This window comes from Enterococcus sp. DIV0358 (assembly GCF_051713465.1).
Classification (GTDB): domain Bacteria; phylum Bacillota; class Bacilli; order Lactobacillales; family Enterococcaceae; genus Enterococcus; species Enterococcus faecalis.
In genome coordinates this window covers 260,806-273,599 of record NZ_JBIOPX010000001.1, presented here as the reverse complement: position 1 = coordinate 273,599, position 12,794 = coordinate 260,806, and the positions used below count along the sequence as shown (strand labels likewise).

Annotated in this window: 12 protein-coding genes; 4 read left to right on the top strand and 8 right to left on the bottom strand. The window is 36.8% G+C overall.

Annotated elements, in window-relative coordinates; translation table 11 throughout:
• Window positions 1-56 precede the first annotated feature (56 nt).
• Window positions 57-296 (top strand): AbrB/MazE/SpoVT family DNA-binding domain-containing protein, encoded by a 240-nt coding sequence (locus tag IGK70_RS01445; RefSeq protein WP_220421670.1) that lies wholly within the window; start codon window positions 57-59, stop codon window positions 294-296.
• Window positions 293-712: a type II toxin-antitoxin system death-on-curing family toxin gene (locus tag IGK70_RS01440; protein ID WP_002355245.1), complete on the top strand. Its 420-nt coding sequence runs from the start codon at window positions 293-295 to the stop codon at window positions 710-712. Before IGK70_RS01445 ends, IGK70_RS01440 begins: the two co-directional genes overlap by 4 nt.
• 109 nt (window positions 713-821) lie before the next feature.
• Here IGK70_RS01440 and IGK70_RS01435 read toward each other — a convergent pair whose 3' ends face one another.
• The 5 genes from IGK70_RS01435 to IGK70_RS01415 form a co-directional block, all read right to left on the bottom strand.
• Window positions 822-2,033 carry an amidohydrolase family protein gene (locus IGK70_RS01435; protein WP_438775149.1) on the bottom strand — a complete coding sequence of 404 codons (1,212 nt, stop codon included), beginning with the start codon at window positions 2,031-2,033 and terminating at the stop codon, window positions 822-824.
• 51 nt (window positions 2,034-2,084) lie between these two features.
• Window positions 2,085-2,870: an ankyrin repeat domain-containing protein gene (locus IGK70_RS01430; protein ID WP_202573303.1), complete on the bottom strand. Its 786-nt coding sequence runs from the start codon at window positions 2,868-2,870 to the stop codon at window positions 2,085-2,087.
• A 192-nt stretch (window positions 2,871-3,062) separates the two neighbouring features.
• Window positions 3,063-4,106, bottom strand: coding sequence for a DUF4822 domain-containing protein (locus IGK70_RS01425; RefSeq protein ID WP_104855595.1), 1,044 nt, complete (start codon window positions 4,104-4,106; stop codon window positions 3,063-3,065).
• Between the two features lie 218 nt (window positions 4,107-4,324).
• Window positions 4,325-5,290, bottom strand: a complete 966-nt coding sequence (locus IGK70_RS01420) for a DUF4822 domain-containing protein (protein ID WP_104855594.1) — start codon at window positions 5,288-5,290, stop codon at window positions 4,325-4,327.
• 184 nt (window positions 5,291-5,474) lie between these two features.
• Complete coding sequence (locus IGK70_RS01415; RefSeq protein WP_002380015.1) at window positions 5,475-6,452, bottom strand: DUF4822 domain-containing protein; 978 nt, start codon at window positions 6,450-6,452, stop codon at window positions 5,475-5,477.
• A gap of 323 nt (window positions 6,453-6,775) precedes the next feature.
• On the opposite strand from IGK70_RS01415, the gene IGK70_RS01410 reads away from it, so the two are divergent.
• A complete protein-coding gene (locus IGK70_RS01410; RefSeq protein WP_025190950.1) occupies window positions 6,776-8,119 on the top strand; it encodes a sensor histidine kinase in 1,344 nt (447 codons plus the stop codon).
• On the top strand, window positions 8,116-8,808 hold the full coding sequence (locus IGK70_RS01405; RefSeq protein WP_002355236.1) for a response regulator transcription factor: 693 nt from the start codon (window positions 8,116-8,118) through the stop codon (window positions 8,806-8,808). The genes IGK70_RS01410 and IGK70_RS01405 overlap by 4 nt, the downstream gene beginning before the upstream one ends.
• Before the next feature lie 52 nt (window positions 8,809-8,860).
• On the opposite strand, the gene IGK70_RS01400 is transcribed toward IGK70_RS01405, so the two are convergent.
• The 3 genes from IGK70_RS01400 to IGK70_RS01390 form a co-directional block, all read right to left on the bottom strand.
• Complete coding sequence (locus IGK70_RS01400) at window positions 8,861-10,006, bottom strand: cysteine desulfurase family protein (protein WP_002375791.1); 1,146 nt, start codon at window positions 10,004-10,006, stop codon at window positions 8,861-8,863.
• A 125-nt stretch (window positions 10,007-10,131) separates the two neighbouring features.
• A complete protein-coding gene (gene ezrA / locus IGK70_RS01395) occupies window positions 10,132-11,868 on the bottom strand; it encodes a septation ring formation regulator EzrA (RefSeq protein ID WP_002375789.1) in 1,737 nt (578 codons plus the stop codon).
• Between the two features lie 185 nt (window positions 11,869-12,053).
• Complete coding sequence (locus IGK70_RS01390; RefSeq protein ID WP_104855593.1) at window positions 12,054-12,740, bottom strand: HAD family hydrolase; 687 nt, start codon at window positions 12,738-12,740, stop codon at window positions 12,054-12,056.
• Window positions 12,741-12,794: the final 54 nt, after the last annotated feature.

Here is a 12,794-nt window from a genome sequence, read left to right as displayed (position 1 = left end):
TTTTTTATGATCCATGATATACTGTATATACAATATATACGAAAGGTGGGTTACTAGTGGAAATCAAAGAAAGAAAACTTAGAAAAGTTGGGAATTCTGTTGTTATGACATTGTCAAAAGAGTTTCTAGAAAGCATTGGTGCGACTGCGACAGACATCGTTTATGTAGACGAAGAAAAATTAAAAGATATTATTGTTAAAAAAAATATGTCAGAACATCAAAAAAAATTACAACAAATGATGGAGAACTCAAAACAAAAACATAATGAGCTGTACAAAGAATTGGTTACTAAATGAAAAGTATTTATTATTTATCAGCGGATGATCTATTTCAAATGAATACTTTCTTGATTCAAACGTATTCTCCCGCAGAACAAATTGGCATCAAAGATCGTAATGCATTAGAAATGGCTAGCAACCAACCAGCACAATTCGTCTTTGACGTTGACCTGTACCCAACAATTGAAGAAAAAGCAGCTATTTTAATGATTAACATTGCAACAAAGCATTGTTTTTACAATGCAAATAAACGGACAGCTGTAATGGCAACCGACTTATTTTTACAATTAAACGGTTATGATTTCCAATTAGATACGCAAGAAGGCGTTGATTTATTGGTTTTTATTGCTACTTATAGATCAGATTTTGATCAGTTGAAAAACGATGTATCAAAAGTAATCAGAGCTAAATTAAATCATACTTCTTCTCACTAATTTCATCAATGAAATATAAGATGGATGTCGTTTTCAATTGTAAAATTAAGCGTCTAATCCAAATAAATTTAATAACAAAAAAAGAAGCGAGAAATCTCGCTTCTTTTTGTTATTTTTGATAAAGTGTGGTTCCTTTTACCACACTGATTTCCACCGGTGTCTGACGAGCGACAAAAGCCGCCGCACATTCTGCTTCAGTGAGTAAGTAAGTTGCTTCAGCACCAACTTGCGGCCAATTTGCTTGCCCTTGTTCGTCTAAAGTTGTGACACCATCTGTCACTAAGCCCAATAATTGGGTTAAAGCATCTTGATCTTTCACATTAAAAAGTTCACCTAAACGAGCCAATTTTTCTTGTAATGAACCATCACCATAGGGAGACCAGCAATCGTAGATATTGTCACAACCAAGATGAACATTGACTCCATGACTTAACAATTCCATAATTGGCGGAATCGTATTAGGTGTGATTGGCATGCTGGAATTAATATGAATTTTTTCTGCTGCTAAAGCGTCATAAACTTCGGCACGTTCTTCACCAATGAAATCATTTAACCCGAAGGCATGACTGATAAATACTTTGTCTTGTAGACCATATTCTTTCGTTAAACGAATAATTTCTTTAATCGTTGTTGTCCCAGCTTCATGACGGTCATGTAAATGAATATCCACACCGACACCATGTTTATCTGCTAAGCGGAATGTTTCAGCCAATGATTTTTTGTAATCACCATCCAATGAATAAGGATCCACGCCACCAATAAAATCGGCACCTTTTGCCAATGCTTGATCAACTAATTCAACGGAATCTGAACGTAGTAAGCCGTGCTGTGGAAAGACGACAATTTCTACCGCAAATGGTTTCGTTTGGGCCAATGCTTGGACTTCATCAAAATAACGTAAGTCTGTCATCGGTTCCACGTCAACATGTGTTCTGAAGGCTGTCGCGCCATGTGGTAATTCTAAGTCAATTAAATGATTGGCGCGTTCAGTTAAAGAAAGTTCTAAACTATCTAAATAAGGAATTTCTGCTTCGACACGTTCCACAATTGACTTCGCTGGCGTCACCGGATACCACGGAACACCTAGTTTACTTTTATCAAAGTGACAATGTTTTTCAATCAAACCTGGTAAAATCAATTGATGGTGACCATCAATAATTGTCAACCCAGGTTGTTCTACCAATTCTTCATTGGGAATGATTTTCGTAAATACTCCATCTGTTACTTCAATTGCCACTTCTTTGGTTACTGTCCCAGATAACCAGTCACCTTCTTTTTGATACCCTGTTTCAATTCGAACATTTTTTAACCAATAATTCATGCTTTCCTTCACTCCTACCTGTATTTATTCCTTCCCGAAAGGACACAATACTTAGTTGTACTGTGCTAAAATTTTACTAATTTCCGTATAACCTTTTTGATTGGCATAGTCCATTGCTGTTCGACCAGAATTGTCTTTAATGGATTGATCCGCACCATTTTCCATTAACAATTTTACAATATCTTGGTATAGTTGGTTCCCTTCACGTAACCCCACTGCCTCAATCAACGCTGTATAGCCAAAGTCATTTTGGAAATCTATGTCTTCTCGTCCATCTTCTAACAAGAGCTTCACATTGTCAATATGTCCTTTTTCAGCTGCCGGAATTAACGCATTGCCACCGTAACGGTTATGCTTATTTAAATCTGGTGTCGCATTTTTTAACATATACGCTAAAATCTCCGTACGTCCTTGCGCTCCCGCATAAAGATAGGGACTATCACTAATGCTGTTTTGCAGATTAATATCGGCACCCCGATCAATCAACGCTTTTGCAATTTCAATGTCATTATTGTGCACAGCGATATTGAGCGGTGTATTGCCTTCTGTGTCGACTTCATCCACTTGATAAGTAGTATCTTGTAAAATTTCCTTGACCTTCTTCGTATCTCGTTGATTGGCTGCTTCTAAAAGCGCACCCACTTCATAGGTCTTCATCGGTTCTTTCACTTCCTCTTTTGATGTTGTTTGAGCCACCGAACGGGTTGTACTGGTGCTTTCAGTTTTTGCACTACTTTGAGTAGTCACCGTTTGACTATTTTTTGACGCTGCGGAGGGTGTTTCTCCTCCTTGACACGCAGCAAGTAATGGAATGGTCACGACACTTAATAGCCCCATTAAAATTTTTTTTGTTCATTGTGCTCAACTTCCTTTCCTCGAGAGAAATATGAGATTTTTCTCCAGTGGTTCTAATCTAACGAATCTTTTTTTATTTGTCGATTAAAACGCTTTCTCTGTTTTTCTATTTTAAAAAGAGAGAAACCAAAAGAAGTCGAAACTTTTTTTGGTTTCCATTCGTATGTTTTGTTCTTAAAAGGTAAATTCAGGATTAAAAGTTCCTTGGTATGGTTCATGTTCCACATAGACTTGGATATCGTTTCCTTCGTTATCTTTACCCATTCGTGTGTACGTAAAACGATTATCATTCAATTCTGTTAACTCTAAGACAGCGCCATAGCGATTGGTTCCAATGGACACATGGGCACGGAATTTATTTTGATTCCCTACTTTAAAGTAGCCATAGTCGCCACGAGTTTCACCAGTTTGTAAATTGAAAAATTCATATTTGCTGCTATCTTGGTCAAATTTCGCTAAGCTGATAAAGTTTTGGTTGGCCGAAGTTACGTCATTGCCATCTTTATCCACTACTTTTGTGCCATTCCAAAGAAGTTGCGGTGTCCCATCAAAGGAAGTTTTACCAATAATTTCATCCCCTTGTCGATTTACATCAATCTGGCCTGTTTGTTCTGTCATGGCACGGCGTCCATTCGTGAATTCTAGTGTTCTGGGACGATTATTGGGGTATGGCTGCGGACGACCATAAACTGGTCCTGAGGTTGCTTTGTTTTCTACGAAAACTTCAATATCATTTCCGTTTTTATCTTTCCCCATCTGTCTATACGTAAAAGTATCTTGGTATAAAGTTCTAAGTGGGTATACACCTTGATAATTTTTGGTTTCAGAAATAATTACAAGACGGGAAACATCTGTAATACCCGCGGTCATAAAGAAGGTTCCTTCATCTCCTGTGGATTCTCCAGTCTCTTTATCAAAAAATTCATAGAAACTAGTGGTTGCATCAAACTTGATTGCATGCAATAAATCCTGATTTTCAGCGGTTAAGTCGGTCCCATTTTTATCATAGACACGTTGACCTGCCCAATCTTTTTCCGATAACATTTCATCTTGCCGAATACCAACCGAGCGTAAATACTCAGGTAAATCTCCTAAATTATTGGGATTAGCCATTGCTACAGGCGCATATGCCTGTGCTGTGACAGAACTCCCTACTCCACCAACTAACATTGCACTTAGGGCCAATAATGTAATTGTCCCCACCATTTTTTTCTTCATAAGCTACTACTCCCTTTCCTTTTGATAATTTAAGGATAGCAAGTAGTTATTAACTCCACCTGTCCATAATATGAACAAATTATTAAATAATAATCATTATAATTATCTTAATAATAATGTTTAATTGTAACTAATAACAATTTATTTATAGAAGAAGAGAAAACAAAAGAACGTTGGGGGACGTTCTTTTGTTAAATGAGAGAGAAGACAAGAGGAGACTAGAAAGTAAAGGCTGGCTGATATGTGCCTTGGTAAGGTTCATGTTCCACGAACACTTGAATATCATTACCAGCGTTATCTTTACCCATTCGAGTATACGTAAATCGATCATTGTTTAGTTCCGTTAATTCTAGCGCCGCACCGTAACGATTCGTACCAATAGATACATGGGCCCGAATCTTGTTATTGTCCACCACTTGGAAGTACCCAAAATCGCCGCGGGTTTCACCTGTTTGTAAATTGAAAAATTCATATTTACTTGTGTTTGGATCAAATTTCGCTAAACTAATGAAATTTTGATTGGCCGCTGTCACATCATTACCGTTTTTATCTACGACTTTTGTGCCATTCCACAAGGTTGTTCCTAAAATTTTATCCCCTGATTTATTTGTCACAATTTTGCCAGTTTGATTGGTTAATGCTTCACGTCCATTTGTAAAAGCTAATTTTTTCCCGTGATAAGGGATGTGTTCCACGTAAACTTCAACATCATTCCCCAGTTTATCTTTCCCTAAACGCTTGTAAGTAAATTTGTCTTTACTCACTTCGGTTAAATCCACTACGGCTTGATAATTTTGTGTCCGCGAAATTAAAATTCGTTTTGTGCCATCACCTGTCACAAAAAATGTTCCTTCGTCACCACGGGTTTCCCCAGTATTTTTGTCGAAAAACTCGTAAAAACCGGTTTCACCATCATATTTTGCTAAACCAATAAAATTAGCATTTTCTGCCGTTAAATCATTACCAGCAGCATCATAAACACGGGTTCCTTGCCAGTCCGTGCCAGATAAAATCTTAGTCGCCTTGTCGCCTCTTGTTTGGCCATTGTTTTGATGTTTGCCTAAATTTGCTGTAGCACTATTTGGATTGGCTGCATGACCTGCAAATGCTGGACTTGCATAACCTGCTATAAGTAACGTACTTAATGTTACTAAAGTAATCGAACTTAATACTTTCTTTTTCATAAAGCATCGCTCCTTTTCTTTGATAAACCTATCTTAACAAACGATTCTAAACTACCACTGTCAGAAAAATGAACAATTTATAAACGATTAAAAACAACTATAAACTATTTTTTTGTTAAAAATGAAGCGGTCAAAAGAATCCTTTACTTCCTTTTGACCGCTTCATCCACTCGTGATTGACTAATTAGAACGTGAAGTCTGGCGTAAAGTCTCCTTCATATGGTTCATGTTCTACAAAGACTTTAATTTCTTTGCCATTGTTGTCTTTACCCATTCGTGTATACGTAAAACGTTTATCATTTAATTCTGTTAATTCTAATGCAGCTCCATATTTATTGTCACCAATTGAAACGTGAGCACGGATTTTGTTATTATCAATTACTTGGAAGTAACCAAAATCTCCACGTGTTTTACCCGTTTCTAAATCAAAGAATTCATATTTACTTGTTTTATTATCAAATTTCGCTAAACTAATAAACATTTTATTTGCTTCAGTAACATCGTTACCGTCTTCATCTAAAACTTTCGTGCCATTCCATAATGTAGCCCCTAAAATGTCATCCCCAGGTTCACTGGTAACAATCTTGCCAGTTTCTGTTTCTAAATCTTTACGGCCATTCGTAAAGGTTAATTTCTCGTCAGAATAAGGGATATGTTCTACAAAGACTTCTACATCTTTCCCGTCTTTATCTTTACCCATTCGCTTATAGGTAAATTTATCTTTCGTCACTTCCGTTAAATCGACCACCGCTTGATAGTTTTGTGTATCCGAAATTAAGATACGCTTTTCGCCATCGTCTGTCACAAAGAATGTGCCTTCATCGCCACGGGTTTCACCTGTTTCTTTGTCGAAAAATTCATAAAAACCTGTTTCACCATCATATTTTGCTAAACCAATAAAATTAGCATTTTCTGCTGTTAAATCATTATTATTTTTGTCGTAAACTTTTGTGCCTTGCCAATCAGTACTGGATAAAATTTCTGTTAATTCTTGTCCTTTTGATTGCTCTTTAGCTGCTTCTTCTGAACTAGAGACTGCAGTGCTTGAGCTAGCTGCACTTGATTTATCTGTTGCAGAGTTGGCTCCGCCAGCACAGCCTGCAATCAACAACGTACTAAAGGTTAATAAGGTAAGCGCACTAAAAATTTTTTTCTTTTTCATGGTTGGTAATCCCCTTTTTCTTTTTGATATATTTAGAATAGCAAAGCCTTATAAACTCCTACTTGCCGAAAAATGAACAAATTATAAACAAATGAAAAAAAGTTAATAACAATACTAGCTTTTTTTTGTTCACTTGTAATACACTATAAGTAAGAAATAGATTAAAACCACTAGGAGGGACGCTTTTGACCATTAAACGCCGCTTTTTTATTTCTTATATTAGTGCCATCATTATTACTTTAGCCTCTGTTTTAGCTGTTTTATCCTTAGCTTCTTACATCACGTTAGGAACTGTTCCCAGCTTGCCCCAAGCTTACCGAATGATGAATAAGCAACGACCATTGACCGCTAACGAAGAAGAAAGTTATTTGGCCTTAGATCAATTGTTAAAAAAGTCACCGAAATTACTAGATACGCCTTTAAGTAAAGAATTAAAGGAAACGATTCAAACAATTGAGGCAAAAGGATTAAGTGTGATTATTCGAAAGAATGCACGGTTTCCTTATTATTCGGATAATTTAGTAGAAAAATCTTTGTCTGTACATATTCCAAACTACGAAATGAATAATATTATGCCAACTGGCACACTGGATAATGCAGGGCGTCTATATCATTATGTCAAATCCGATTTTCATTATTTAGATGGTTCTAACGGGAGCTTTATTGTCTTGAAACGCGAAAGCAGCCTTTTTGAATTCTTCACACGCTGGATTATCTGGATGATTTTGTTAATTATCCTTATAGCAATTGCGGCAGCTTGGCTCATCAATAAGCGCTTAACCAAAACCACTATCGAGCCATTAGAAGCATTAGAAAAAGCGACTAAAACATTGGGTAAGGATGCCCAAAAAGAAAATCCATTTACACCAACTAGCCACCAAACCGTCTCAACAGAAGTCAAACAGCTCCAACTTAGTTTTGAACAAATGTGGCAAGATTTAGAAGAAGCCAATGCGGAACGCGAAAAATATGAAGCTAATCGGAAAGAATTAATTGCAAATATTTCTCATGACTTAAAAACACCAATTACTTCTATTATTGGTTACGTTGAAGGTTTGATGGATGGCGTTGCCAATACTGAAGAAAAAAAACAGCGCTATTTAACGGTCATTCATGAAAAAAGTTTAGGCCTCAATGATTTAATTGAAGAATTATTTTTGTATTCTAAATTAGACCTAGACCGTGCTGTCTTTACAATGGAAAAGACCAATTTCACTCGTTTTATTGCACATATTCTTGAAGAATACCGTTTGGAACAAGAACTCGTGATCACTTCTGTACTTCCCACCGAAGCTTTATACGTTCAAATGGATCCCACGCAGATGAATCGCGTGATTACCAATCTAATTCAAAATAGCATTAAATTTGCGGATCCCACTAAAGAACAACTAGCCTTTACGATTTCTTTAACGCATAATCAAACAGACTTAGTTTTAACCATTACAGATAACGGCATTGGTATCGATAAAAAAGAATTACCTTATTTATTCGAACGCTTCTATCGTGTAGACAAATCTCGAACCCCAACAGTTAAAGGAAGCGGCTTGGGATTAAGTATTGTCAAACAAATTATTGACTATCATCAGGGAACAATCACTGTCACAAGTAAAAAAGGAGACGGCACCAACGTGATAATTACGCTGCCGTTGTTGGAGGATGAAAAATGAAACCACATGTATTAATTATTGAAGATGATCCAAGCATTGCTGATTTGCAAAAAGATTATTTAGAAATTAACGATATGACTGTCACAATTGAACATGATGGAAAAAAAGGATTGGAAGCAGCTTTAAATGAGCCCTTTGATTTAATTATTTTAGATGTGATGCTGCCAACTATGGATGGTTTTGAAATCTGTCGTGCAATTCGGAAAAAAAAGCAAACGCCGATCATGATTGTTTCGGCTAAAAAAGAAGATATTGATAAAATTCGTGGGCTTGGCTTAGGTGCGGATGATTATATAATCAAGCCGTTTAGTCCCAATGAATTAGTCGCTCGAGCAAAAGCCCATATGAACCGTTATCAATTGTTAAGCAAAGCAGAACAACCACCACAATTACTAAAAATCAATGAAATCGCTGTCGACACTGCCGCCCACAAAGTGTTTGTTTTAGAAAATGAAGTTATTTTTACTAGTAAAGAATACAAATTGCTGGTTTTCTTGATGGAACATCCTAACCGTGTGTGGAATAAAGAAGAACTTTTTGAAAGTGTCTGGGGGTTTGATGCCTTAGATACTGAGGTTTCGACTGTCGTTGTTCACATTAAACGGATTCGGGAAAAATTAAAAAAAGCCAATCTTTCTGACTCTCCAATTGAAACACTCTGGGGAAGTGGCTACCGCTTCAATCGATAAAGAGAGCAAAAATAAGTCGGAGCCTATTTCTAGGCTCCGACTTATTTTTTTATTAATTTACACGAGAAAATTTTTGATAAAGTTGGTTGAAAACAATCATAAATTGTTCAATCTCTGCCATTGTATTGCTTTCATCTAAACTAATGCGCACAGCGGAAGTCGCTAATTCCCCTGGCACATGCATGGCATATAAGGTGCTGCTAGCCATTTTTTTCCGACTAGAACAAGCACTCGTAGTAGAAATATAAATCTGTTTTTCTTCCAATGCATGGACTAGCACTTCGCCGCGAATCCCTTTCAAAGCAAAACATAAAATGTGTGGCGCAAAATGTTCATTATCTTGTGAAAAAACAGTCACATTTTGAAATTCTTCTAGCGCCTTTAATAAATAACTCCGTAATGTCGCCACATGTTGCGGCCGTTGTTGTTCGTTCTCTAAATGCAAACGCAACGCTTTGGCCATTGCCACAATTGCTGGTACGTTTTCTGTCCCACTGCGTTGGTTGTTTTCTTGCCCGCCTCCTGTTAAAAGCGGCGCTAAACGTTTTCCTTGTTTCCAATACATAAAACCAATGCCTCGTGGTCCATGAAATTTATGTGCAGAAAATGTTGCAAAATCCACCCGATCCGTTAACCACTCTGAGTCATTGACTTTCCCAATTGCTTGAACCGCGTCTACATGAAAATGAATTTTAGGAAACTCCGCTAAAACCTCGCTGATTTCTTTAATTGGTTGAATCGTTCCCACTTCATTGTTGACTGCCATAACAGAAACCAAAATCGTTTCTTTTCTAATTAATTTCTGTAATTCCTCGACTTTCACACGACCTTCTTTATCCACTGGCGCATAAGAAAGTTCAAAACCTAGTTCGACTAATTGTTCCGCTGTTTCTGTAACTGCTGGATGTTCCACTGCAGAAATAATAATATGATTACCAAATTCTCGTTTTTCGATTGCCGTTCCTTTTAAAACCCAGTTATCTCCTTCAGTTCCGCCACTTGTAAAATAGATTTCATTTGCTGAAACATTGATTAGCTCCGCAATCTGCTTCCGTGCTTGTTGTAAGAGCCGATTCGCTTGGCTGCCTAAGTCATGCAGACTAGACGGATTGCCAATAATCCGCTGACTGGTTTTTACATATGTATCTAAAGCCTGGGGGTAAATCGGTGTAGTTGCACTATTATCAAAATAAATCATTTGTCACCCTTCTTTTTTAAAATTCTTTCCCATTATATACTTTCTAAAGTATCACTTCAAGTCACCACCACGCCATAAAAACAGAGGCTTGTCTGTCGACAAACCTCTGTTTAGTGATTGTTTAATTAAATTGCTGTTAAATTAGGGTTATTGATATTTTTAAAATAAAAATCTTCGATTCGTTTGAACGCCCCTGGCTCAACAGCTTCCAATGCTGTTCCAATTTCATCTAATGCATCTTGATAACGGAATTCTGTCGAGAATAAATACATGCTTTTATCTAAAGCCGTTCGGATGTTCTCGTGAGTATGACGATAGCGGTTTGCATATTGCATCATTTGTTCTGTCAGAGCTGCTGCATTGACTAAATCTTTTGTTTTCTTATCTAATAACTCTAAATCATCTTCGCATAAGTCACACAAACGATTGATTTCATCCATGTTAATGCGCATTTTATTTAAGGCTCGGCTTAAATCTTCAATTCGATCCGTTGCCACATAGAAAAATTCTAAGTAATCAGCAGACAAACCTGGTAATCGTTGCTTTTCAACATACCGTTTGATACTCCGTAAACGGAATTCGTATTCGTCGACTTTTTCTTGGGCGACTTTTTCGCCTTTTCTTAGTTCTTTCAATGAAGCATCAATTTCTAATTGTTGATTTTCAATATCATCTAAAATCTTATAGCATTCTTTATAGAACGCTTGAATTTCAGAGTAAGGAACGGTATGTTCTTTCATTCGAGGTTCCAAGTCTTTTTGACGGCGGATAATTTCTTCAATTTCCGTTTGGAAGCCACGACTACGTCCTAGCTCGTTGTTGTTTAAGGTATAGCTTTGTGATACATGGTCCAATTCAATCATTAATTGACGGTTATTTTTTAAGGAATGAGAAATATAATCGTCAATAATTTTTTGATTGGTTACGACATATTTCTTCGCTTCAATCTCACGTTCCATCACTTCATATAATGCATCAATCGCCGTTGCTGTGTCGCGGTTCGCAACCTCTACTGCGGCAATCTCTGTTTTTTCTAAATCAGCCATTGAATTCTCGACACGTTTTTTCGCATGTTGAATTTCTTCAGCAAAGTTTTGTTCAGGGAACACGTAATCGTCAGCTAATAATTGGTTATAGCCTTCTTCGATTTCTTTTAATTGATCTGGGAAAGTTTCATTTAATTCTTCATACATTGGTGGAATCCGTTTCATTAAGTCTTCCAATTCATACGTATGACGTTCCGCATCTTCTAGGACTTCTCGAGCCTCGATTGGGTCCCCCGATGTATTTAGTGTGACAAATTGTGTGAATTCAATTTCGACGTTTCTTAATTGTTTTTGGATTTCGGAGTAAGCTGGACCAAAGCTAGCTTTATCATCTTTTAGTGATTTACTTAATTCTTCATAGACATCCAAAGCTTTTTGAACTTCTAATGAATTGCGCTCTTCACTTTCACGTAATTCTTTCAAGCCATTACGAATGACTTCCACTTCGGCTTCCATTTCGGTCATCGTTTCATTCGCTTCCACGACTGCTTTCTTCGCTTTCATGAAACGGAAAATTTCATTTTGATTTTCGACTTCATAAATTTGACTCTCTAGTTCGGCGAAAGAACGCGTTGATAGTTCTACCCAGCGTTGATTCCATTCACGGAAACTATTTTGACTCTGTCCAACTAGATGCATTTTTTTAATGTCATCGATTTCTTCAAAGACTGGCAAGTCAAACAGGGCTTCTTTACGAACTTCTAATTCATCTAATTGTTCTTGATTTTTTTTGCGCATAAAATAACCAATTAAGTATAGCACCGCAGCAATAATAACGATTACTAGTACTAAAATGATAATCCAATTATTCTTCATTTTGGCTCCTCCGATAATTTTTCTATAATAAAAGAAAGGTTGTTTGTTCTCTTCACACGGTTATCTATTGTTCCTGACCCTTGAAAAAGGGCATTCTTGCAGAAATACCTATAGAAAATTATAGCACAAACTGTATATTCATTCACTAGTTATAACAAACTTTTTTAAGAAAACCCGCGATCTTCTTACGAAGGGGTTGATTCACTGCCTTCATCGATCCGATTTTCACTAATTTTTTTACAAATATCACTTAGTTGTGTTAAGAAGGCATCCGCTTGACTTTGATCCATCCCAAAGTGTTCATCGCGCATAGCCCAAACTTCTAGCCCAGCTTCTTTGGCAGAGGCAATGCCTTTTTCTGAATCTTCAATGGCTATACATTCCTGTGGCGCAACAGCTAATTCTTGTAACGTGTGCAGATAAATATCCGGCGCCGGTTTACTTTCTTCGAAATCTTCCCCACTCACGACCGCATCAAAATAACTACTTAATTGCCCCACTGTCAAAACCTCTTCAATTGCGTCTTTTGTGGAAGAAGAAGCTAATCCGATTTTATAGCCTTGTCTTTTTAAAAATTGTAAAACACGTTTCGCATTTTCATCAAGCACAGCTAAATAATCTATCGGATGCGCTTTTTTATAGGCTATGTATTGTTCATTTAAAAAAGCAATATCTAGCTCTTTTTTGTTGACTTGTTCAATCTTTTGCCATAATGAACGCATATCCGCACCGACTAATTCTGGCAAGGTTAGGTCCTCAATGGTCAAATCAAATTCCGCTAAAAATGCTTTACGTCGCTCATAATAATAAGCTTCGCTATCTACTAGGACACCGTCCATATCAAAAATAATGGCAGTTTTGGATTCTGTCATACTATTTAACTCCTTCGTTACGACTCATATCTTTACAGTTTAACAAAATTTTAA